The organism is Pseudoalteromonas sp. S4741, assembly GCF_005886135.1.
Lineage (GTDB): Bacteria > Pseudomonadota > Gammaproteobacteria > Enterobacterales > Alteromonadaceae > Pseudoalteromonas > Pseudoalteromonas tetraodonis.
In genome coordinates this window covers 19,965-41,199 of record NZ_PNCN01000032.1, presented here as the reverse complement: position 1 = coordinate 41,199, position 21,235 = coordinate 19,965, and the positions used below count along the sequence as shown (strand labels likewise).

Here is a 21,235-nt window from a genome sequence, read left to right as displayed (position 1 = left end):
TAAAAACGCATAAACCTAATAAAGCTGAGCATGTGTTCAGCTTTTTTGATTCTTACATGCCTAAAGGAGTTGTATATGTCGGCAGAAAAAACCCATCTTGAAATTTGTAACTTAACCCGAGAACAATACCCACAAATTAAAACCTTGATGGACGAAGCTTACCCCGACCTAGGCGGAGCATGGCCAAGCCATACTATTTTTAGACTCATCGATCAGTTCCCTGAAGGGCAAATTGGTATTGTTGATGATGGCGTGCTGGTGGGTTTAGCGCTGAGTGTCCAAGTGGATTATGCACGTTTTTCAAACCCGCATACCTATGAAGATATTGCCGATGGCCACGACCGTGTATTTAGCGACACCACAGGGGATGCTTTATACGGTTTGGATGTTGCTATTAGTGAGCAATACCGTGGCATGCGTTTAGGACGCCGTTTATATGATGCGCGAAAAGAATTGTGCCGTCAGTATAATTTACGCGCTATTTTAGCGGGTGGGCGTATTCCGCGTTATTACAATCACAGCAGTGAAATGACCCCGATGGAATACATTGCTAAGGTCGATCAAAAAGAGATATACGATCCTATATTGAGCTTTCAATTGGCTAACGATTTTCAGGTAAAGCGTTTACTTAAAAAGTACCTTCCAGAGGATCAAGAATCAGTAGGTTATGCCACATTACTTGAGTGGAATAACATTATGTATGAGCCAACCGACACCGTTATTGAGTCAACTAAATCAATCGTACGGGTAGGGGCTGTGCAGTGGCAAATGCGCTGTGTTGAATCGGTTGAAGAAATGCTTAAGCAAGTTGAATACTTTGTTGATACGGTATCTGATTACAAAAGCGATTTTATTTTATTCCCTGAGTTTTTTAATGCGCCACTGATGGGATTAACCGAGCAAAGCAATCAAACCGAGGCAATTCGGTATTTAGCCGAATACACAGAGACCTTTAAAAACGCCATGTCGCGTATGGCGATAGAATACAACGCCAACATTATTACCGGTTCAATGCCGCTTGCCGAAGACGATAAAATATATAACGTTAGTTATTTATGCCATCGCAGCGGTAAAATAGACGAGCAACGTAAAATTCATATTACCCCGCATGAACAAAACGATTGGGTGATCCAAGGCGGTGATAAAATTGCTGTATTCGATACAGATGCAGGCCGTGTAGGTATTCAAATTTGTTATGATGTCGAATTTCCTGAGTTGTCACGTATTTTGGCCACCCAAGGTTTGGATATTTTATTTGTGCCATTTTGGACTGACACTAAAAATAGTTACTTGCGTGTACGCCATTGTGCCCAAGCACGTGCCATTGAAAACGAATGTTATGTGGTTATTGCAGGCTCTGTGGGTAACTTACCTGAAGTAGAAAGCTTAGATGTGCAGTTTTCACAGTCGGCGGTACTAACCCCATCGGACTTTTCATTTCCGCACGATGCCACACTAAATGAAGCCACCACCAATACAGAAATGTTATTATTTAGCGACTTAGATATGGATAAGTTAAAAATTCTTCACAGTGAAGGGACAGTGCGTAACTTAAAAGACCGCCGTCACGATTTGTATGAAGTGATATTGAAAAAGAGAGATATTTAATGGCGTGGATGTATTTAATTATTGCTGGGTTACTTGAGATTGGCTGGCCTATAGGGTTAAAAATTTCTCAAACCCCTGAAACTCGTTGGCAGGGCATAGCGATTGCCATTGCGTTTATGGTCGCGAGCGGCTTTATGTTGTGGTTGGCGCAAAAGCAAATATCTATGGGCACGTCGTACGCAGTATGGACGGGTATTGGTGCTGCTGGTACGTTTTTAGTGGGTATATTATTTTACGGTGATGCAGCCACGTTTGGCCGTATTGCTGGTGTGTTAATGATTATTTGTGGTGTCATCACCTTAAAAATTAGTCATTAATTGTTAGATTAAACAAGCGCAGGTTGATACCTGCGCTTTTTTAGCTGCTCGGCAGCATTACCAATATCGCAGCCACTGCAATCAATAATAGCCCAGCGCTATCTTGGCGTTTTAGCGGTTGTTTTAACCATAAAACAGCAATCAATATCGTAAAAAATACTTCTATCTGGCCGAGCGTTTTTACATAGGCAACATGTTGCAAGCTCATTGCGCTAAACCAACCTATTGATCCCAAGCAACTAAATATACTCACCGTACAAGTCATGCCCTTATGCTGAAACATAGTTTTAAATGTATCGCGTTCCTTTAAGGCAATATAAATACACAGCATCAGTGTTTGTAAACTAATAACAAGCAATAAAACCCATGCAGGCGCATACGGAAAAGCTATACCTGAGCTTAAACTGGCTTCTCTGATCCATGACGATGACAACGCAAACGAAGTACCGCAGGCAAGCCCTGTTAAGGCGGTTTTTAAGCTAAAATGTTTCACATTCGCAATGCCGCTTAATAGCAATACAGCGAGTGCGCCAATAAATACACCAATCCAACCTAAAAATGAAAGCGCCGAACCAAAAAATAGTAACCCAAATATCGCCGCCATTAGCGCTTCGCTTTTAGCAAGGCCGGCGCCTACTGCAAAATTGTTCATTTTAAACAACTTCACCATGAGCCCCGTGGCAATAATTTGCACTATGCTGGCTCCAATAATATAGCTAATAAATAAAGGGTTAAACGAAGGGAGAGGCGCATCTTGGTAATAATAAAGCGCATATAAATACAGACCTGCAATAGGGCTTGCGACAATAAAGCGGGCTAGAGTAACGCCAGCAACGCTGACATGAGCGCTTAATTTACTTTGCAGCGCATTACGCCATGACTGCATAAATGCGGCAAAAATAGTCAGTAAAATCCAAATCATCTTAAATAACATACAAAAAAAGCGGAGGAGTAATTTAGCAGTACTGTGACATGAAAGCGACCATCAAAAAGGCATAATGAATATTCATCACCTGCGACAATTTGCCACAGTGACGCACTGCTTAAATCGGCTATAGTGTGAGGGATGTTACTGCTAGCCGCCAGAGCTCAGGTTATTTATATTTGGCGGCTTTTTTCTATTTGCTGTGTTATTTTGGGTCATAAATAATAACTTGAGAATGATAATGACGATTTTATTGGTTTGCGCCTTAATTGCAGTGATCATGCCTTATGTTGCAAGGATCCCAGCTATTATAGAAATGAATAAGCTCGGTGGTTACGATAATAAACATCCGCGGCAACAACAAACACAACTTACAGGGCTCGGAGCACGGGCGCTGGCTGCTCATCAAAACTGTTTTGAATCGTTAGCGGTTTTTGCCGTTGCTTTGGCTGCTGTATTAGGCACAAACAATGTTAATGCCGTAACCGAAACTTTAGCGATGACGCATATTGTAGCGCGTATTTTATTTTGTACTTTTTATTATTTAAACCTCGATATTATTCGCTCGATCACTTGGCTGGTAGGCATGGGAGCCGCTATTGGCATGATCGCCGTCAGTTTATAACGAGAATAAGCCATCAGACCCGCTGGTGCATTTGCAGCGCAGTTTACTAAGGCTTTGCTGTATAAAATTTGTTGCTGTGTGGTTTTATTGCTTAGTACCCGTTCATCACAAGTCAGCTCTTGTAAGCGTCTAAAGCTTGCGTAAGCCATCCAAGCTAAAGGGTTAAACCACATTAAAATTGTAGCCAGTAATAGCAGCGCATTTGTTAGGTTATCTTTGCGTTTTATATGCACATTTTCGTGCTCTAAAATAAGCGCCAATGTAGCTTTATCAAACAGAGTATTATAATTGTGCGGCAATACCAGTTTGCTATTAAAAACACCAATGACCATGGGCGTAGCCACCTGAGCGCTGGTATAAGTTTGTACTCCTACTGTTACTTGCTTAAAGCGTGCTAATTCAGTGAGCTGTAGGCCTTTGACAAATCGGGTATGGGTAACAACAGCGGCAATTAATAAGACCGTAGTAATAATGACATACAGTAGCGCCAAACTAACACTCAAGTCGTTTGTAAGTACCTGATTAGGTGTAATTAAATAGTAACTAATGCTGCTATTTTATAGTGGCTTAATTGCACTAGGTAAATTAGCCAACAGAACTGATACAGGTATTAACCAAGCTAATTTATACACAAAGTGTGAACCAAGGGTTTTTAAGCCAAAGCGCTCAAGTAAAACAAACCCTGCAAACAACAGACTTAATAATAGCTGTTGTTCAATGAGCCAATTAAATCCTATTTAAATTACCATGCAAACTCCTTACTTTTGATTATTTTCCCAGTCATCAATGACTTTTTTAAGCTCGTTTATATCTTGCTGAGAGAGTTGCTCCGATTTAGCGAAGCCACTTACCAAGGGGGCAATACGACCACTAAAAAAGCGCTCTATGAAGTTCTTACTCTCCTTTAAAGTGTAATCAGCACGCTTTATACAGGGGGTGTAAATATATTGGCGGCCGTCTTTTTCAAAGCTAAGCGCGCCTTTTTTTACTAAACGACCCAATAAGGTTTTAATGGTTTTTTCATGCCATTGTTTATCGTCACTTAAACGCTCAATAATTTGGCTGGCTGTGGCGGGATAGTTAATCCAGAGTGCGTCCAGCACTTCAAATTCTGCTTTTGATAATTCGATCATTTTATTGCCTACAAGTGTAATCTTTAATTTAAGACTACATTTGTAATCTATTTTTGCACGTTTATTTTATATTTTTTATCGCATTAAAGTGAGGGGGGGTAGCGTGAGCTTGTTAGCCTAAAATGTCGCTTTTATTAATTTTTATAAACTGGTTTTCAGGTAAATTTAAATGGTCTAACAGTAATTCACTTATTTGTACGCGGTATAAATCAATCACTTTGTAACCACAGTAATGCGCCATTTTACGAATTTGTCTGTTGAGCCCTTGTTTTAAAACAATACTAAATTGATTACTCGCTATTTTAACTACTTCACAAGGTCGTGTTATTTGCTTATCGACAGGGACGCCTGCAGCCATTTTTTCGCAAAAATGCGCGTCTAATGGTTTATTGACGGTGACTAAATAGCGTTTAGGTTGATGAAAGTCTGGATGGATCAGCTGGTTACAAAAATCTCCATCATTGGTCAAAATAAGCAATCCGCGTGAGTCTTTATCAAGGCGACCAATAGGGTATACCCGTGTTAGTTGCGGTAAATGATGAATAAGGCTGCTTGGGTCGTGCTGATTGAGTTTACAGTCAATCCCTACCGGTTTGTGATAGGCAAAGTACACTAAATCGGCTGGGCCTTTAATGGCGTGACCATTAACGATAACACGGTCGTTTTCGTCCACATGATCAATATGATTAGCGGGGCGATTATTAACCATGACAACGCCTTCATCAATCAAGCGCGACGCTTGTTTTCGTGAGCAAACACCGGCATGGGCAATGTATTTAGCGAGTCGAATTTTTGTATCCATAATGCCGTGTAATTAAAAAATATTGATCGCGATTATAACAAAGCTGCGTATTGATTACTTGGACAGTTAATTTAACAGTAGGTAGGTTACTATGGGTATTCAATTTTCAGAACTAAAAAAGCATCAGCCATTACAAAAAGTGGTTGTTCATTCACTGGAAATGGCCTTGTACCAAGTGTCTGTTGTCATAAATAATGTTGAATACTACGTACAAGAAAGTAATGGTGAATTTGTAAAGGCACCAAGCCCATTACATATTCAAAAACGCTTTGAAGATATCGCCTATGCACAAATGATGCTAAGGCACACCAGTGCTTATGATGAAATGTGTGGTCAACCAGAAAAAATTTCCAGTAATATGCTCGAAGTGCCCTTTGGGCAAAACAACCTATTTTAATGTCAGGTATTTGCTAATATAGGTTTATTTGGAATCATCCAATGTACCTATTACATCCCGATAATTCTGAGCAATTAAATCAAGCACTGCGCGCGCACATGCTTGAGTTTAATGCTCAGCACTTCGACGCACAGCGTCAACCTCTTGGCTTTAAATATCTCGATAAACAAGGTGAGTTAGTTGCAGGCATAAGCGGTCATGTGTTTGGTAACTGGTTGCTAATAAGCTGGTTATGGTGCGATGAATCTGCACGAGGCAATGGCTTGGCTGATTCGTTATTAACATCACTTGAAAATGCAGCAATTGAACAAGGCGCTGCTCAGGCTCAGCTTGACACCTTAGATTTTCAAGCCAAGCCTTTTTATGAAAAACGGGGTTACCAAGTTAAATATCAACTTGATAATTACCCACTTAATGGCACTCGTTACTTTATGGAAAAACTGCTAATAGTGGCTAAATAACGCTGATTGGAGCGTTATTTTTTGCTGTTAATGGCGTACCATCAAAGGTAATACCTAAAAATGGGGTGGCTTCAGGCGCTAACATAAAAGTGCGAATATTCATGTGATCGTCTGCATCTGGGTTGTTTAGTACGTCTTCGCGATAAAATGCCCCAAAACAATCTAATGTATTTTGCTTACTAATACCATTGAGCTTAGCAAACGCAAAAATTTTGCATGAACCGTTATTTTCACTCGCAGAGCTCAATAACCCATGGTTACTAAAACTGCACGCTGTAAAAGTATAATGCGCATCAATAACGGCCATAGTATCAGCAAAACCAATGCTCTTAGGCTCATTCGCGAGCGTTGTTAAGTAGTTTGTGAGCGTCATACGCTGTCCTTGTTATTATAAGATATTGTTAAGTAATTACCCCTAACCTATCTTGTGATTGATTTATATTCAATTGAGCCAATAAAACAAGCATAGTTTATTTACCAATTAAGTGGGTTAACGCATGAATGTTGGTTATTTCAATATCAGCAAGTCCTTTGTAGGCATAGGCTTGTGCTTGATTATTTAACCACACAGACTGGCAGCCAGCGTTATTAGCACCTTGCACATCGCTATCAAGGCTGTCACCTATGTGTAAAATTTCACTGTTGTTAATACGCAAATGTGTTGCAGCTTGATCAAATAAGGTCGTATGTGGTTTAGCCTTACCGTGCAAGCCAGCTTGCAGCACCAGTTCAAACTTATCTTTTAAATTAAATCGCTCAACCTCTACATTACCGTTAGTAATGGCAATTAATTTGTAGTGCTGGCTTAGTTTATCGAGCAATGTTAGTACGTCTTCGCTCACTTCAATATTACTGCGCGCATCAGCAAATGCTTGATAAGCACTGTGTGCATGATGCTCTACTTCATCGTCTTTAAAACCAAGCTCAGACAAAACTAAGCGTAGGGTATGTTTACGCCACTGAGTGACGTTATCAATGAGTTCAGGTTGGTGTTGAACAACTCGCTCACGGCATTGTTGCCAAAACTGTGGCCCCTGTTTTTTATAGCCTGGCAGCGCATTTAAATAATCAATTTGTGCCTGAACGGCTGCGGTTATGATTGGGCGGTTGTCGTATAAGGTGTCGTCTAAGTCAAAGCTTAGTACAGAAAAAGGAGAAATTGCGCGATTAAATCGGATCATGGTTATTACCCTAATCAGTCCGTTTTTTAGCACGTGGATGGGTGTTGTCATACACCTTAGCCAAGTGTTGAAAATCTAAATGAGTATAAACTTGGGTTGCAGATAAACTACTGTGGCCTAATAGCTCCTGTACTGCTCGTAAATCGCCAGACGATTCTAATATATGCGACGCAAATGAATGGCGTAATTTATGCGGATGCACTTGTGAGCTTATACCTTGTTTAATGCCCCATTCTTGCATTCGCAAACGGACTTGGCGCACAGAGATACGGTTTTTTTTACTACTTAAAAATACCGCGTGTTCGTCTGCGCCCATAAATAGCGGCCGAACCGCGAGCCATTTCTTTAATGCCTCAAGGGCCTTAGAGCCAACCGGTATTAGCCGTTCTTTTGCACCTTTACCACGTACCAGTATTTCACCATTACGGGCGTTTATATCCTGCATGTTAGCACCAACTAACTCGCTAATGCGCAGACCTGATGAATACATGAGTTCCATCATGGCTTTATCTCGAATGGCAAGTGGATCATCATCGGGTATTTCGAGTAAACGTGCCATTTGGTCAACATCAAGATTTTTAGGTAAAGGCTTGGCAAATTTAGGGCCTTTTATTCCTTGCGCGGGGTTATGGTAATGCGGTTGCTCAGTAATATTTTTTGCTTTTAAAAACTTATATAAACTTCGAATGCAGCTTAGCTTTAAGCTGATTGTTCTACCGCTCAGTTGCTTAGCGCGCAGCGCCATGCTGTAACGGCGAATGTGCTCACTTTGTACCGCAAACCAATTGTCGCATAGCTTATTAAAATACAAGGCGGCAAAACCTAATTGGCTAACATATTGATTGACGGTGTGCGCTGAATACTGGCGTTCAAATTTTAAGTAATCACTAAATAACGTGATGGGTGTACGCCAGTTATCGCTTAAGTCGCTAATATTTGGCGTGTCGTCGCTCATGCCAGTTCCAGTAACCGTATTTGTAATGAGCGTACAAAATCTAACACAAATAAGTTATCTTGTGAGGGCTCAAAGTGGTTCTCATCGTGGCTGCCAAAAGCCAAAATTGCGTAGGGGTTAGTGGGTTCGCCAATTAAATACAGGGCGGCCGATTGGGTATCATCGTTAAAGAGTAAGTCGCGCTCTTGCTGATTTACCCGCCCTAAATAATGATTATTATCTGACAATCTATGCTCTACTAAGCCCTCAAACGCGCTGTCGTATCTTACGAGTTTGCACTCATTGATAGTCGGGCTCATGCAAATAATGTTGCGTAAGTTACTTGCCAAAGTATTAAAGTCGTAATTACTCCAAAGCTGACGATGGCATTGACTGAACAAGCGGTACACGAGTTCATTTTGCGTGGCATGCTTGGTCATCGTCTCGATTTGATGTTTTAACTGAGTATTGTGTTCACGTAGTTGACGTTGCTGAATATGTACTAACGAAGTCGCACCCTGAACTTGCTGTTGTAACTCAAGTTGCGCTAATAGCGCAGGTTGATTTATTAAAAAATCAGGGTGCTGTTGTAAGTAATCTATTACTTGCTGTTTAGTTAATTCACTCATAGTGCAACTTGCCCATCAAATACATGTTCAGCGGGGCCTGTCATACGCACTGGGTGGCCTTCGCCACTCCAGCGAACTTGTAAGCTACCGCCTGGTAAATCAACTTGCACTGTGCTGGTGAGCTTGTTTTGAATAAAGCCAATCACCATAGCGGCACATGCACCGGTACCACAAGCAAGTGTTTCGCTTACACCACGTTCCCACACTCTGAGTTTAATGTGTTCTTGAGAAATAACCTGCATAAAGCCAATATTTGCGCGCTGTGGAAAACGTTCATGATTTTCAAGCAACGGGCCAAGGGTACTCACTTGTGCCGTTTCAATGTCGTCTACTTCCATGACGCAATGCGGGTTACCCATAGAAACAGCACCACTAAAAACGGTATGTTCTTCTGCACGAATAATGTAAGTCAGCTCACGTTTGGTTGCTTTGAGCGGGATTTTACTCGGCTCAAAATTAGGGTGTCCCATGTTAACCGTTACTTGGCCGTCTTTTTCAATATACAGGGTGAGGTTACCAGATTTAGTTGAAACGCTAATTTTATGCTTATTGGTTAAGCCTTTCATGCGTACAAAGCGGGCAAAGCAACGGGCGCCATTACCACATTGTTCTACTTCGTGGCCGTCGGCATTAAAAATCCGATAGTGAAAATCGAGATCGGGTGAGTAAGGGGCTTCAACCATCAGTAATTGGTCAAACCCAATGCCGAAATGGCGATCGGCCAGCTTTTTGATTTGATCACGGGATAAAAAAACGTTTTGTGTAATATTATCAATCACAACAAAGTCGTTACCTAAGCCGTGCATTTTGGAAAAATTAACTAACATAGCGCTCTAATTCGGTTTTGCTCTGTGCTAATCATGCCACAGAGCAGCTAGGTAACAAAAACGTTTATGGTAAAATTTTCTCACCTTGGTATAGGCTTTCGATGGTTTCGCGTTCGCGAATAAGATGATGTTGCTCACCATCTACCATTATTTCGGCAACCCGTGGGCGTGAGTTATAATTTGAACTCATTGTAAAGCCGTACGCTCCAGCGCTACGCTGCACTAACAAGTCACCTTGCTTGAGTGCTAGAGGGCGGTCTTTACCTAAAAAGTCACCGGTTTCACACACCGGCCCAACTACATCATAGTTGTGGGTAGGTGTTTCGTCATCACGCACCGAGACAGGAATAATTTTTTGCCAAGCTTGATAAAGTGATGGGCGCAACATGTCGTTCATACCCGCATCAACAATCGCAAAATACTTGTCTTGATTTTGCTTAATAAACTCAACTTGAGTCACTAAAATCCCAGCGTTGGCGGCAATAGCCCGTCCTGGTTCAAAAATCAGTTCAAGGTGGCGATAATTGGTAAGGCGCTGTGTTACTTGTGCTGCATACTCACTCGGGTGGGGAGGCTGTTCGTCGTCGTAGGTTACGCCAAGGCCTCCACCAATATCTAAATGGCTTAACTCAATACCTGCATTTTTTAACTCATCAATTAATGCCAGTAGTTTATCAAGCGCCTCTAAAAACGGTTTGGTTTGTGTCAGCTGTGAGCCAATGTGACAATCAACCCCAACTATATTTAAGCCAGGTAACGACGCAGCATGTTGGTACACACTTAACGCGGTTTCGATACCAATGCCAAATTTGTTTTCTTTTAGGCCAGTAGAAATATACGGGTGTGTTTTAGCGTCAATATCAGGATTAACACGAATAGAAATTGGCGCGTCTAGATTAAGCTCACAGGCTACTTCTGAAATGCGCTCAAGCTCTGAGATTGATTCAACGTTAAAACATTTAATACCTAATTCTAACGCATAAGCAATTTCGTCAGCGGTTTTAGCAACCCCAGAAAACACCACTTTATTGGCTGCGCCTCCCGCTTTAATGACCCGCGCGAGCTCGCCTTTTGAAACAATGTCAAAACCCGCACCAAGTCGCGCCAGTATATTTAATACTGCAATATTTGAATTTGCTTTAACGGCGTAGCACACTAGGCTTTTATGATCTTGAGCTGCATTAGCAAACGCTAAATAATGGCGTTCAAACGTCGCTCTTGAATACACATAACACGGTGTACCATAGTGCTGTGCAATCGTTGCTACGCTGACATCTTCAGCAAATAGTTGGTTGTTTTTATAATTAAAAAAATCCATTTACTGCTCCTGTTTTTGCTCAATAGGTGTTTGCTTGTTGGGGGTGTCTGTTGGCTGATTTTGTTCAGTAGGCTGCTCTGGTAAGTACAGCGGGCCGCTTTGACCACAGCCAGCTAACGCACACAACAAAACGGTGCTGATTAATAGTTGTTTTAATTGTAAGGTATATGTCGCTTTCATTAGATTAATACGGTTGCTGGCTTTATAATCGCAGAGTAACAGAATATCTAAAAAATGCAGCTATTCGCGGATGATTTTATTCCTGTTACACTAGCTGTACAAACATGCACCCATTATTTAGGCGTCTTGCCTGCAAAGGAAATTAACGATGACTGATCACGAATATCACCAGTTAGCAGAAGCTCTTATGTTCACAATTGAAGAACAAGTTGATGATTGTGAAGCAGATTTAGATTATGAATCGGCTCAAGGTATTTTAGAAATTATTTTTCCAGATCGCAGTAAAATTGTGATTAATAAGCAAGCACCGTTGCATCAAGTGTGGGTGGCAACAAAATTTAATGGTCACCATTTTGAAATGCGTGATGGTCAATGGATCGATAACCGCTCAGGCGCAGAGTTTTGGAGTTTCATCAATGAAGCGTCAACACGTCAAGCGGGTCAAGAAATTAAGTGGCAATCATCGCTATGAGTTTAGAGTTTGTTCAATACCCAGCTCAGGGGACGCATAAAGCCACGGTTATTTGGTTACATGGTTTGGGTGATTCAGGTGATGGTTTTGCCCCAGTAGCGCCACAGCTCGATTTACCCAGTGAACTAGGTGTGCGTTTTATCTTTCCGCATGCGCCTATGCAGGCTGTTACTATTAACGGCGGTATGCAAATGCGCTCATGGTATGACATTAAATCGATGGATTTAGACAAACGTGCAGATGAACAGGGGGTTAGGGAATCTGCAGCAAAAGTTGAGCAATTAATAACGCAAGAAATTGCTAACGGCATACCGGCGAACAAAATTATTTTAGCGGGATTTTCACAAGGTGGCGTCATATCGCTACATTTAGCCCCGCGTTTAGAGCAAAAGCTTGCTGGCGTTATGGCACTATCAACCTATATGTGTGTGCCACATAAATTGGCTGATGAAGCAAAGCAAACACAGCTAAATATATTTATGGCTCATGGGAGCCAAGATGACGTTGTACCGCATAGTGCGGGTAGAAGTGCGTTTGAAGTATTATCAACGCATAACATGGATGTAAGTTGGCAAGAATACCCAATGGGGCATCAGGTTTGTACACAAGAGTTACAAGCTGTGCGCCAATGGTTAATTTCTCGCTTAAGTTAGTTTAGGAGCCGCTGAGGGTCAAAATGAGTCAAAAAATAGTAATAACAGCAAATGTAAAACGTGAACCACAGGTTAGTGAACCCAGCGTGAGCTATGAGTGGCATTGGCGTCGGATTGTGAGTATTTCTATGTTGGTGATTATGACCTCAGCAGCGGTTATTTACGGCCTGTCTAGCGCTGTGAATGCTGATCAAGGGGCGCCGCATCCTCATGAGCAGCTCGATTTTACTGAGCAACAAACCGCAATTGTGTCGCTAAGCGATGATACTGTAGCATCAGCAGAAAGTGAAAACGCAACAGATGCTGGTGAGGAGCCGCTGAGCGGTGTCGCAATTACAGCACCTAAAATCCTTTCCCCAAATGAACAAAGATCAGCTCCTATTACCGAACAAGTAACATCAGAGCCTAAAGTTCAACAAAGTAATATTGAGCAAGAAGTAGAGCCAACGCTCACTGCTGAGCCTGAAGAAGCAGCCATGGCTGCAACAGATAACCAAACGCCTGAAACCGAAACGGCCAGTGAAAAACCGGCTGAGCAAAAAGTATTTGCTGAATCAGCACAAGTTGCGAGTGTGGCCATTGGTGCCAAAATAGATACAGCTACTATTAGCCGCGCCGTATTGACGCGCAGTGTGAGTAATCGTGAACCAACCAATGTATTTGCCGCCGATGTGCGTTTAAGCCAATTTGAAGAATCATTGTCATTTTTTAGTGAGCTTAAAAACTTACAAGGTCAGCAGGTAAAGCACATTTGGTTATTTGAAGGGGAAGTGATGGCGGAAGTGTCGCTCAAAGTTACTTCTCCGCGCTACCGAACTTACTCAACTAAAAATATTATGGATTCCCAGCTAGGGAATTGGCGCGTTGATGTGGTTGATGAGCGAGGCTTACTCATTGCGCAAAAAAAATTTAGAATTTTAGCTGATTAAATCGCCCTCAGATAGAACAGGTTTTAATCCTGAAAGGTCAACAGACCCCAGTAATTATTAATGGATATTTTATGACTGAAAAAACAAAGTTAGTTCGCATTGCTACTCGTAAAAGTGCATTGGCACTGTGGCAGGCTGAATTTGTAAAAGCGCAGCTAGAGCATTTTCACGATGACGTGCGTGTAGAGCTGGTGCCTATGTCGACTCAAGGCGACATTATTTTAGATACACCACTGGCTAAAATTGGTGGTAAAGGCTTATTTGTAAAAGAACTAGAACAAGCCATGCTTGATGGGCGAGCAGACATTGCAGTGCATTCAATGAAGGACGTGCCAGTCGAATTTCCAGATGATTTAGAGTTACACGTTATTTGTGAGCGTGAAGACCCGCGTGACGCGTTTGTCTCAAATAATTTTGCCAATATTGATGCGTTACCGCAAGGCGCCATTGTTGGCACCTCAAGTTTACGTCGCCAATGCCAAATTAGAGCGTTGCGTCCAGATTTAGAAATTCGTGACTTACGTGGCAATGTAAATACACGTTTAGCAAAGCTTGATAGTGGTCAATACGATGCGATTATACTCGCAGCGGCTGGGCTAATTCGTTTAGAAATGGGTGAACGTATTCGTGACTTTATTGAGCCAGAAGTGTCGTTACCTGCTAATGGTCAAGGTGCTGTCGGTATTGAATGCCGTATAGATGATGAAGTTACTAAAGCCTTATTAGCACCGCTGGAGCACAGTGAAACTCGTATTCGTGTTAATGCTGAGCGCGCAATGAACCGCCACTTAGAAGGGGGCTGCCAAGTGCCAATTGGTGCGTATGCACTGGTTGATGGCGAGCAAGTGCATTTACGTGGTTTAGTTGGGGCTATTGATGGCAGCGAAATTTTACGCGATGAAATTAGTGGGCATGTTGATGATGCGGAAAAATTAGGGATTGAGCTGGCTAAAAAACTCTTAGCACAAGGCGCAGATAAAATCCTTGCTGACGTATATCGAGACGCATAATGAAACACATCTTGATAACTCGGCCCGAAGGAAAAGGCGCAGCCCTTGCACAGCAACTTGAGCAAGCGGGTTATCAAGCGTCTTTATGTCCTGTTTTAAAAATAACGTATTTAACCCCAACAAGCGTTGAGCTAAGCCCGTTGGTTAATGCCGACAAAATTATTTTTGTTTCGCAAGATGCAGTACATGCACTGAGTGCCCTTAAGCCTGCAATTAACACCAAAGCGCAGTTTTATGGTGTTGGCCAACAAACAGCCGACACCATTTATGAAGTATTTGGTGTACGTGCGGCTTTGCCAAAACAACATGACTCTGAGGGGTTGCTGGCCCTTAAGTCATTGGCTGAGGTTGATGGCAGTAATATTGTGTTAGTTAAAGGTATTGGTGGGCGGCCTGAGATAGCAAAAACCTTAAAACAACGCGGTGCTTTTTTAAATAATTGTGTAGTGTATCAGCGCGAGCCGGTAGCGCAACAACCCGCTGACTGGATTGACCACTGGCAAAGCCAGAATGTACACGGTATAGTCATTACTAGTAATGCCGCTGTTGATGCCATTTTTAATACCCTTACCGCGGCGCAACTAACATGGTTACAACAGTGCGAATTTTATGTTGCCAGTGAGCGTATTGGCGATTATTTACAACAGCAAAAAATAAATTCGACACATATACATACTGCGGCAGGGGCTAGCGACCACGCTATGTTTGCCTGCATTAATCAGCAAGGTAGCAAAATGAGTGAACAGTCAGCGACGTCAAAAGTAGAAAAAGCAGCGCAGCCAATAGCCAATAACACGTCTAACACCGCTAAAAATGACACTGCAAAAGCCAATAATCAAACGCAAAATAATACCCATAAAGTGAGTAAGGTGGGGAGTTTAGCGTTGGTGATTTCGTTACTTGTTGCCAGTGGCGTGGGTTATGAGTTTTATCAAAAGCTCAATGCCGGTAAAGTGCAAAATTTAGCGGTTAATGCATTAACAGAGCAAAATAAGATATTGCAGCAAGAGCTACAAGCGCTTAAGTCTGAGCAGCTCAGTCTACAGCAAGCGTTACAAAAGAGCGAAGAGCAAATTGCTATGGCGCTCAATGAAAACTCTGTAAAAAATCAGCAAGCATTAAAAGCAGCACTGCAAAAAGTGCAGCAAAGTGGTAACACATTAAACCCACAAGAAGTGACCAGCTTACAACGTATGGCTGAATTTAAATTGTGGGCTGAACAAGATTATCAAGGCACAAGTGCAGTGCTTAAACGTTTAGATTCACTTTTAAGCGACCACCCAGGCACGCTTGAGTTACGCCAAGCAATTATACAAGACATACAAACGCTCGATAGTATTGAACCCGTTGCAACAGAGGCGATTTACTTACAGTTAAATAGTGTAAGAGATCGTATCGATAACTTGGTATTTAATGCGGTTAATTTGCCAGAAGAAGCGTCAGTAATTGACGAAAACGCGCTCTCTGAAAATATGAGTGATTGGCAACAAAACATCCGAAATAGCTGGAATAAAATAGTTGATAGCTTTATTACAATTCGCCATCACGAAGGGGTATTAATAGAGCCGCTATTAACTGATAGAGAGCGCCACCTAATTAATCAGCGCATAAAGCTCAATATTACTCAGGCGCAAGATGCGCTAATGAGCAAGCAAGCCAGCATCTATTTTAGCGCCTTAAACGACACAAAACGTTTGGTTAATGAATACTTTAAGCAAGATGATAATGTCACAAAAGTGGTACTACAAACTTTAGTAAACCTTGAAAAAGAGCCGCTTAACTTTAACCCTGAGGTGACATTACAAAGTACTGAGCAAGTTAAGGAGTGGGCACAATGATAGGGTTGATCATTTTTATTGTCGCTATTGTATTGGTATTAGCGATCACTCCTTTCGTGTTAGATGAAAAAGGCTATGTACTGATTTCATTTAATAACACGACCATAGAAGGTACGATTGTTTCGTTTTGTATTATGGCGGCACTGAGCGCAGCAGCTTTGTATTTAACTTACAAATTCATACGCTACTGCCTATCTATTTACAGAAATACCAAACATGGATTTTTTGCTCGCAGCCAAGAGCGCAAGCATGCAGCTATAGAGCAAGCGCTGTGGAGCTTGATTAATGACGATTACGCGCAAGTGGAAAGCGCGTTATCAAGTAACAGTGTGCCAGCTAAATTTTTAGACATACGTTTGGCGTTACTAGCAAAAGCTGCACTGGCAAATAATCAACCCGATAAAGCGCTGGAATACTTGTTTGAAATAAGCCCTGAGCAGCAACTAAAAGTGGCTAAACTGTGGTTAGCCAGTGGCGACAGCAGTGTTATTGAACCGCAAATACGGATGGCGGCTGAGTCTAAAAAAGCCACGGTACTTGAGCTAAAATTGTACACTGAAGTGTTGGTGCAACAGCAGCACTTTAAAATACTAGAAGACTTTTTACCGCGCTTATTACGTAAAGATGCATTGAGCGATAAGCAGTGGCAGCAGGTGTTTTTAGCTTATTTTGCTGCTCAAGCAAGTGATGAGCTAACCAGTAAGTACCAGCAATTAGGTAAGAAATTGCAAGCACATGCGCACACTGCGTACTTAACTCAAATGGCAAAAACAGGGCAGTTGGCGAGTATTGAAAACGCGTTAATTAAAATGCTCAAACATGCTAAGCACCACACTGAACTTGCCGACATTTTACGTGAAGCTGCGCCAAGTAATGCATATAAGTTGCAATCAAGCATTCAAGAACGGTTGAAAAAAGACGAGCACAATAACGCGTTATTATTAGCATTGGCATGTTTAGCGAATGCCCAAGGTGATTATGATTTAGCTGCACGAGTATTCGACAAGGCGCTTAATAGCGATAACAAATCACAGTATCGACAACAAGCTATACTAAGCTATAAACACAGCGCACAATTAGATAAGGCGCTTGTGCTCTACCAATAGTGGATTATATTTTATAAATCAATAATTAAAAGTGCAGGAGCGAAGGCTATGAAAAATGTGTTTACACTCTCTTTTAGTCTTGCATGCGCTTATTTTTTTACTGGTTATCTTAGTAATTTATTACTCGCAGTAGACGGTTATGCCGTGGCTTCTTGGCCACCTGCAGGCATTGCACTAGCCAGTTTTTTATTATGGCGCCATCGCGCTTACTTAGGCATTATTGCTGGTTCTTTACTGATTAATTTAATTCATTTAGACCATGTTACAGATATTTTTAACTGGCAAATTTTGTTACATGCAGTGGGCCTCAGCGGCGCTGCTTTTTTGCAAGCATGGCTTGGCGCGCAAATAATTACAAAAGTAATAAAAGCCCCTCTAGACCTTTCATCGTTAAAATTAAGTATTCAAAGCTTAGCAATCGCAGGTCCTGTCGGCTGTGTCATAGGCGCTATTGCTGGTACGAGTTTATTAGTATTTAACCAGATCATCCCTGTTACGAATGCGCTGGATAATTTTATTACTTGGTGGATAGGTGACAGTATTGGCGTATTAATTTTTACCCCATTACTATTAGCTGTATTTCACTATTCTGAGATGCGCCATCGGCTACAAGTTATTGTTCCTGCATTACTTATTTATGCGATTATTAGTATTAGTTTTTATGGTGCAGCGAGTGTAAAAAAACAAAAAGACACTCAAAAACAAGAAACGGAAGTGCTTGCGACTCAAAGCGCTATAAATCAAAAGTTAGATGAGATCATTGCACATCTATCTTTATTAAGTGGTTTTTTAGCAAATAGTGAAGACGTTAGTTTTAGTGAGTTTACGCAGTTTACGGCTAAACAATTAAGCTACAGTGAAGAAATACTCGCTTTTAAATGGGTTCCTGCTATTACTGATGATTCTCGTGCCGAGTATCAATCATGGATTGAGCAAGTTGATAGCGAAAACCCGTTTATCAAACAAAAATCAGCGAATGGGCAATGGCAAAAAGCCCCCTATCGAGAGTTGTATTACCCTGTAAAATATATAAATCCACTTAGGGGTATGAAAGATATTGTTGGGTTTGATTTAGGTTCAAACGAGCAAGTGCGTACAGCACTCACTAAATCTAAAGTACTTAATGAATTGGTGATCAGTGAACCGACAGCACTGATACCGAATAACGATGAATTAAGTGTACTCTTTATGTATCCCGTTTTTGGAAATGTGGTAACAGAAGGCGATTTTAAAGGATTTGTTGTTGCCGTGGTTAGCTTAGCTAAACTTTCTAAGTCGCTGTCGTTTGACTCTAATGAGCGTATTGCGATTAGTTTTTTTGATATTAATAATACTGAAAAACAGCAGGCACTTTATATTGCAGAGCATCACTCTATGGTGTTATTAAAAAAATATCAGTTGTTAATTGGTCAGCGAATGTGGCGCGTTGAGCTGCATCAACCCGTTTTAAAATCATCGTGGTTAATATACTGGCTGGCGCAAATAGTGGGTATGTTATTTGTGTGGTTGTTGATTATATTTTTGATCTCTGTGACGGCTACCAATATTCGAATTCGCGAACAAGTGGCAAAGCAAACACTCACGCTACGCCAAGAAAAACAAAAGGCCGATGAAGCCAGTGCTATAAAAAGTCAGTTTTTAGCCAACATGAGCCATGAAATACGTACGCCAATAAATGGCATAAAGGGTATGCACTATCTAGCGCTACAACAACAGGATTGGCAGCAAGCAAAAGGCTATATAGAGCAAGCTGATGGTGCTCTAAGTGTATTATTAAGAGTGTTAAACGATGTACTCGATTTTTCTAAAATGGAAGCCGGTAAACTTGAGTTAATGCAAGAGCCTGTGAACCTCAAACAATTAGCCGAGGACATCGTCGGTTTAATGCAATTTGAGGTGGAGAGTAAATCGCTTTCTTTAAAATTAGAGTATGACAGCGATGCGCATTTAACTCTCAATACCGATCCTATTCGTTTAAAGCAAATTCTGCTTAATTTATTAAATAATGCAGTAAAATTTACCGAAAAGGGCTGTATTACGTTAAAGATTTGGCAATCATCAAAAATGACATACTTTAGCGTTAACGATACCGGGATTGGCATTAGCTCTGCAGCTCAAAAACAGCTTTTTAAACCCTTTTCTCAAGCCGATAGCTCAACGTCGCGTCAGTACGGTGGTACTGGTTTAGGTTTGAGTATTTGTAAAAAATTGGTCGAATTGATGGGAGGGGCTATTGATTTAAAAAGCAGTGAGGGGCATGGATCTACGTTTACTTTTAGCTTACCAGTTCATTCATCGCTGCCAAAAGCCAAATACAGTGCTGATGCTTTATCAAAAATTGATGTCAGTAATATTTCTTTAGAAAAATATCAATTACTTATAGTGGAAGACAACCCATTAAACCAACATGTTGTAAGTGCTATTTTAGAAACTAAACACGGTATTGCTGATATCGCAAAAGATGGCTTAGAAGCGATTGCGATGCTTAGCGAAAAAAACTACGATCTAGTATTTATGGATATTCAAATGCCTAATATGGATGGTTTACAAGCAACAAAAGTGATTCGTAATGAGTTAGGTTTTATTGATTTACCTATTATTGGTTTATCCGCCAACGCTCACGAACAAGACGCTCAAAAAGCGATTGCCTCTGGAATGGATAGCTACATGACCAAGCCTATTGAAGCTGATGAGCTATTTAAAACGCTTTGGTATTATTTATCTCGCTTAGATAAGTAACACGTATTTTTGTACAAAAGGCAGACATAAGCCCTCCAAGCGCCATTTTAAATATTCTACACTTGAAATATTAATGTACCTGCGTATCATTCGCGCAATTTTAATTCAACCGAGTAGCTACTATGATTAATAGAAAAATACCTTTGCTAGATATTCACCGTCACTTAGATGGGAATGTACGCGCGCAAACCATATTAGAACTTGGTCGTCAGTTTAATATAGCTTTACCAGCAGATAATGTTGAGGCACTTATTCCTCATGTTCAGGTTATTGATCCTGAGCCAAACCTAATGGCATTTTTACAAAAGCTTGATTGGGGGGTCACGGTACTGGGTGATTATGATGCTTGTAGACGAATTGCGATAGAAAACATTGAAGATGCACAAGCGCAAGGCCTTGATTACGTAGAACTACGTTTTAGCCCTTACTACATGGCACAAAGCCAAGGTTTACATCCTCAGGGCGTTGTTGAAGCTGTGGTCGATGGTATTAAAAGTGCAACAAAAGATGCTGATATTAAAGCAAACTTAATTGGTATTTTGTCTCGTACTTATGGTGTTAAAACCTGTCAACACGAGCTGGATGCTTTACTTGCTTTTAAAAATGATTTGGTCGCGGTTGATTTAGCCGGTGACGAAATTGGTTACCCTGGCGAGCTGTTTGTTGATCAGTTTAAACAAGTACGTGATGCGTATTTAGCGGTTACCGTGCATGCTGGCGAAGCATTGGGTGCTGCCAGTATTTGGCAAGCATTAAACGAGCTTGGTGCAAGCAGAATAGGGCATGGCGTTAAAGCGATTGAAGACTCAACGCTAATGGATTATTTACGTGATAACCGTATTGGTATTGAATCGTGCTTAACCAGCAATATTCAAACCAGCACAGTTAATGACTTAACTAAGCATCCGCTTAAACAGTTTTTAGATCATGGCATTTTGGCCAGCATTAATACCGATGATCCGGCTGTTGAAGGGATTGAAATTGAGTACGAATATGCAACTGCAGCGCCACAAGCTGGTTTATCGCAAGCTGATATGGAAAAAGCGCAAGCCAATGCACTTGAAATTGCGTATTTAAGTGATGCAGATAAACAGGCACTCAAAACCAAAGTCGCACAGCGTTAATCACCCATACGATTAAAAATGCCACTG

Annotated in this window: 23 protein-coding genes and 1 pseudogene; 13 read left to right on the top strand and 11 right to left on the bottom strand. The window is 41.2% G+C overall.

Going from position 1 to position 21,235, the window contains the following annotated elements; translation table 11 throughout:
• Positions 1-75: 75 nt before the first annotated feature.
• Positions 76-1,608: a bifunctional GNAT family N-acetyltransferase/carbon-nitrogen hydrolase family protein gene (locus CWC30_RS05915; protein WP_069438758.1), complete on the top strand. Its 1,533-nt coding sequence runs from the start codon at positions 76-78 to the stop codon at positions 1,606-1,608.
• Positions 1,608-1,925, top strand: coding sequence for a DMT family transporter (locus tag CWC30_RS05910; RefSeq protein ID WP_010392612.1), 318 nt, complete (start codon positions 1,608-1,610; stop codon positions 1,923-1,925). The genes CWC30_RS05915 and CWC30_RS05910 overlap by 1 nt, the downstream gene beginning before the upstream one ends.
• Positions 1,926-1,965: 40 nt before the next feature.
• Here the strand turns inward: CWC30_RS05910 and CWC30_RS05905 are convergent, their stop codons facing one another.
• Positions 1,966-2,847 (bottom strand): DMT family transporter, encoded by an 882-nt coding sequence (locus tag CWC30_RS05905; protein ID WP_083238633.1) that lies wholly within the window; start codon positions 2,845-2,847, stop codon positions 1,966-1,968.
• Between the two features lie 244 nt (positions 2,848-3,091).
• On the opposite strand from CWC30_RS05905, the gene CWC30_RS05900 reads away from it, so the two are divergent.
• A complete protein-coding gene (locus tag CWC30_RS05900) occupies positions 3,092-3,475 on the top strand; it encodes an MAPEG family protein (RefSeq protein WP_033103663.1) in 384 nt (127 codons plus the stop codon).
• On the opposite strand, the pseudogene CWC30_RS05895 reads toward CWC30_RS05900, so the two are convergent.
• From CWC30_RS05895 to CWC30_RS05885, 3 genes and pseudogenes are all read right to left on the bottom strand, one after another.
• Positions 3,472-4,212 (bottom strand): annotated as a pseudogene (locus CWC30_RS05895) (M56 family metallopeptidase); the annotation flags it as partial. The gene CWC30_RS05900 and the pseudogene CWC30_RS05895 sit on opposite strands and share 4 nt — an antisense overlap.
• Positions 4,213-4,233: 21 nt before the next feature.
• Positions 4,234-4,608, bottom strand: a complete 375-nt coding sequence (locus tag CWC30_RS05890) for a BlaI/MecI/CopY family transcriptional regulator (RefSeq protein ID WP_036980833.1) — start codon at positions 4,606-4,608, stop codon at positions 4,234-4,236.
• A gap of 112 nt (positions 4,609-4,720) precedes the next feature.
• Positions 4,721-5,410, bottom strand: a complete 690-nt coding sequence (locus CWC30_RS05885) for a pseudouridine synthase (protein ID WP_069438759.1) — start codon at positions 5,408-5,410, stop codon at positions 4,721-4,723.
• A 91-nt stretch (positions 5,411-5,501) separates the two neighbouring features.
• On the opposite strand from CWC30_RS05885, the gene CWC30_RS05880 reads away from it, so the two are divergent.
• A complete protein-coding gene (locus tag CWC30_RS05880; RefSeq protein ID WP_036980836.1) occupies positions 5,502-5,807 on the top strand; it encodes a DUF6482 family protein in 306 nt (101 codons plus the stop codon).
• A gap of 41 nt (positions 5,808-5,848) precedes the next feature.
• Positions 5,849-6,268, top strand: coding sequence for a GNAT family N-acetyltransferase (locus tag CWC30_RS05875; protein ID WP_069438760.1), 420 nt, complete (start codon positions 5,849-5,851; stop codon positions 6,266-6,268).
• On the opposite strand, the gene CWC30_RS05870 is transcribed toward CWC30_RS05875, so the two are convergent.
• The 7 genes from CWC30_RS05870 to lptM form a co-directional block, all read right to left on the bottom strand.
• Positions 6,261-6,641, bottom strand: coding sequence for a HopJ type III effector protein (locus CWC30_RS05870; protein ID WP_069438761.1), 381 nt, complete (start codon positions 6,639-6,641; stop codon positions 6,261-6,263). The two genes, CWC30_RS05875 and CWC30_RS05870, sit on opposite strands and share 8 nt — an antisense overlap.
• Positions 6,642-6,738: 97 nt before the next feature.
• Complete coding sequence (locus CWC30_RS05865) at positions 6,739-7,449, bottom strand: HAD-IA family hydrolase (RefSeq protein WP_013463723.1); 711 nt, start codon at positions 7,447-7,449, stop codon at positions 6,739-6,741.
• A gap of 10 nt (positions 7,450-7,459) precedes the next feature.
• Positions 7,460-8,404, bottom strand: a complete 945-nt coding sequence (locus CWC30_RS05860) for a tyrosine recombinase XerC (protein WP_069438762.1) — start codon at positions 8,402-8,404, stop codon at positions 7,460-7,462.
• Complete coding sequence (locus CWC30_RS05855; RefSeq protein ID WP_069438763.1) at positions 8,401-9,012, bottom strand: DUF484 family protein; 612 nt, start codon at positions 9,010-9,012, stop codon at positions 8,401-8,403. Before CWC30_RS05855 ends, CWC30_RS05860 begins: the two co-directional genes overlap by 4 nt.
• Positions 9,009-9,839 carry a diaminopimelate epimerase gene (gene dapF, locus CWC30_RS05850; protein ID WP_013463726.1) on the bottom strand — a complete coding sequence of 277 codons (831 nt, stop codon included), beginning with the start codon at positions 9,837-9,839 and terminating at the stop codon, positions 9,009-9,011. The genes CWC30_RS05855 and dapF overlap by 4 nt, the downstream gene beginning before the upstream one ends.
• A 64-nt stretch (positions 9,840-9,903) precedes the next feature.
• Positions 9,904-11,157, bottom strand: a complete 1,254-nt coding sequence (lysA, locus tag CWC30_RS05845) for a diaminopimelate decarboxylase (protein WP_024601982.1) — start codon at positions 11,155-11,157, stop codon at positions 9,904-9,906.
• Positions 11,158-11,337 carry an LPS translocon maturation chaperone LptM gene (gene lptM / locus CWC30_RS05840; RefSeq protein WP_013463728.1) on the bottom strand — a complete coding sequence of 60 codons (180 nt, stop codon included), beginning with the start codon at positions 11,335-11,337 and terminating at the stop codon, positions 11,158-11,160.
• Positions 11,338-11,485: 148 nt separating this feature from the next.
• Here lptM and cyaY point away from each other — a divergent pair, with 148 nt between their 5' ends.
• The 8 genes from cyaY to add all read left to right on the top strand — a co-directional run bounded on the left by cyaY (position 11,486) and on the right by add (position 21,208).
• Positions 11,486-11,809, top strand: a complete 324-nt coding sequence (gene cyaY / locus CWC30_RS05835; RefSeq protein WP_013463729.1) for an iron donor protein CyaY — start codon at positions 11,486-11,488, stop codon at positions 11,807-11,809.
• Positions 11,806-12,462 carry an alpha/beta hydrolase gene (locus tag CWC30_RS05830; protein ID WP_036980847.1) on the top strand — a complete coding sequence of 219 codons (657 nt, stop codon included), beginning with the start codon at positions 11,806-11,808 and terminating at the stop codon, positions 12,460-12,462. The genes cyaY and CWC30_RS05830 overlap by 4 nt, the downstream gene beginning before the upstream one ends.
• Positions 12,463-12,485: 23 nt before the next feature.
• Positions 12,486-13,391, top strand: a complete 906-nt coding sequence (locus tag CWC30_RS05825; RefSeq protein ID WP_069438764.1) for a DUF2914 domain-containing protein — start codon at positions 12,486-12,488, stop codon at positions 13,389-13,391.
• A 71-nt stretch (positions 13,392-13,462) separates the two neighbouring features.
• On the top strand, positions 13,463-14,401 hold the full coding sequence (hemC, locus tag CWC30_RS05820) for a hydroxymethylbilane synthase (RefSeq protein WP_069438765.1): 939 nt from the start codon (positions 13,463-13,465) through the stop codon (positions 14,399-14,401).
• Positions 14,401-16,239 carry a uroporphyrinogen-III synthase gene (locus tag CWC30_RS05815; RefSeq protein WP_138626649.1) on the top strand — a complete coding sequence of 613 codons (1,839 nt, stop codon included), beginning with the start codon at positions 14,401-14,403 and terminating at the stop codon, positions 16,237-16,239. Before hemC ends, CWC30_RS05815 begins: the two co-directional genes overlap by 1 nt.
• On the top strand, positions 16,236-17,345 hold the full coding sequence (locus tag CWC30_RS05810; RefSeq protein WP_036980855.1) for a heme biosynthesis HemY N-terminal domain-containing protein: 1,110 nt from the start codon (positions 16,236-16,238) through the stop codon (positions 17,343-17,345). Before CWC30_RS05815 ends, CWC30_RS05810 begins: the two co-directional genes overlap by 4 nt.
• A 48-nt stretch (positions 17,346-17,393) precedes the next feature.
• A complete protein-coding gene (locus tag CWC30_RS05805) occupies positions 17,394-20,084 on the top strand; it encodes an ATP-binding protein (RefSeq protein WP_138626648.1) in 2,691 nt (896 codons plus the stop codon).
• 122 nt (positions 20,085-20,206) lie between these two features.
• Positions 20,207-21,208, top strand: coding sequence for an adenosine deaminase (add, locus tag CWC30_RS05800; RefSeq protein ID WP_069438768.1), 1,002 nt, complete (start codon positions 20,207-20,209; stop codon positions 21,206-21,208).
• The last annotated feature ends 27 nt before the right edge of the window (positions 21,209-21,235 follow it).

Bases quoted from the DNA above. Each gene is read 5' to 3' on its own strand.
- CWC30_RS05830 (WP_036980847.1), top strand. From the start codon at position 11,806: ATGAGTTTAGAGTTTGTTCAATACCCAGCTCAGGGGACGCATAAAGCC.
- CWC30_RS05865 (WP_013463723.1), bottom strand. From the start codon at position 7,449: ATGATCCGATTTAATCGCGCAATTTCTCCTTTTTCTGTACTAAGCTTT.
- CWC30_RS05915 (WP_069438758.1), top strand. From the start codon at position 76: ATGTCGGCAGAAAAAACCCATCTTGAAATTTGTAACTTAACCCGAGAA.
- lptM (WP_013463728.1), bottom strand. From the start codon at position 11,337: ATGAAAGCGACATATACCTTACAATTAAAACAACTATTAATCAGCACC.
- CWC30_RS05880 (WP_036980836.1), top strand. From the start codon at position 5,502: ATGGGTATTCAATTTTCAGAACTAAAAAAGCATCAGCCATTACAAAAA.
- CWC30_RS05910 (WP_010392612.1), top strand. From the start codon at position 1,608: ATGGCGTGGATGTATTTAATTATTGCTGGGTTACTTGAGATTGGCTGG.
- CWC30_RS05855 (WP_069438763.1), bottom strand. From the start codon at position 9,012: ATGAGTGAATTAACTAAACAGCAAGTAATAGATTACTTACAACAGCAC.
- hemC (WP_069438765.1), top strand. From the start codon at position 13,463: ATGACTGAAAAAACAAAGTTAGTTCGCATTGCTACTCGTAAAAGTGCA.
- CWC30_RS05875 (WP_069438760.1), top strand. From the start codon at position 5,849: ATGTACCTATTACATCCCGATAATTCTGAGCAATTAAATCAAGCACTG.
- CWC30_RS05860 (WP_069438762.1), bottom strand. From the start codon at position 8,404: ATGAGCGACGACACGCCAAATATTAGCGACTTAAGCGATAACTGGCGT.
- CWC30_RS05825 (WP_069438764.1), top strand. From the start codon at position 12,486: ATGAGTCAAAAAATAGTAATAACAGCAAATGTAAAACGTGAACCACAG.
- CWC30_RS05905 (WP_083238633.1), bottom strand. From the start codon at position 2,847: ATGATTTGGATTTTACTGACTATTTTTGCCGCATTTATGCAGTCATGG.
- CWC30_RS05805 (WP_138626648.1), top strand. From the start codon at position 17,394: ATGAAAAATGTGTTTACACTCTCTTTTAGTCTTGCATGCGCTTATTTT.
- lysA (WP_024601982.1), bottom strand. From the start codon at position 11,157: ATGGATTTTTTTAATTATAAAAACAACCAACTATTTGCTGAAGATGTC.
- CWC30_RS05900 (WP_033103663.1), top strand. From the start codon at position 3,092: ATGACGATTTTATTGGTTTGCGCCTTAATTGCAGTGATCATGCCTTAT.
- CWC30_RS05870 (WP_069438761.1), bottom strand. From the start codon at position 6,641: ATGACGCTCACAAACTACTTAACAACGCTCGCGAATGAGCCTAAGAGC.
- cyaY (WP_013463729.1), top strand. From the start codon at position 11,486: ATGACTGATCACGAATATCACCAGTTAGCAGAAGCTCTTATGTTCACA.
- CWC30_RS05885 (WP_069438759.1), bottom strand. From the start codon at position 5,410: ATGGATACAAAAATTCGACTCGCTAAATACATTGCCCATGCCGGTGTT.
- CWC30_RS05815 (WP_138626649.1), top strand. From the start codon at position 14,401: ATGAAACACATCTTGATAACTCGGCCCGAAGGAAAAGGCGCAGCCCTT.
- CWC30_RS05810 (WP_036980855.1), top strand. From the start codon at position 16,236: ATGATAGGGTTGATCATTTTTATTGTCGCTATTGTATTGGTATTAGCG.
- dapF (WP_013463726.1), bottom strand. From the start codon at position 9,839: ATGTTAGTTAATTTTTCCAAAATGCACGGCTTAGGTAACGACTTTGTT.
- CWC30_RS05890 (WP_036980833.1), bottom strand. From the start codon at position 4,608: ATGATCGAATTATCAAAAGCAGAATTTGAAGTGCTGGACGCACTCTGG.
- add (WP_069438768.1), top strand. From the start codon at position 20,207: ATGATTAATAGAAAAATACCTTTGCTAGATATTCACCGTCACTTAGAT.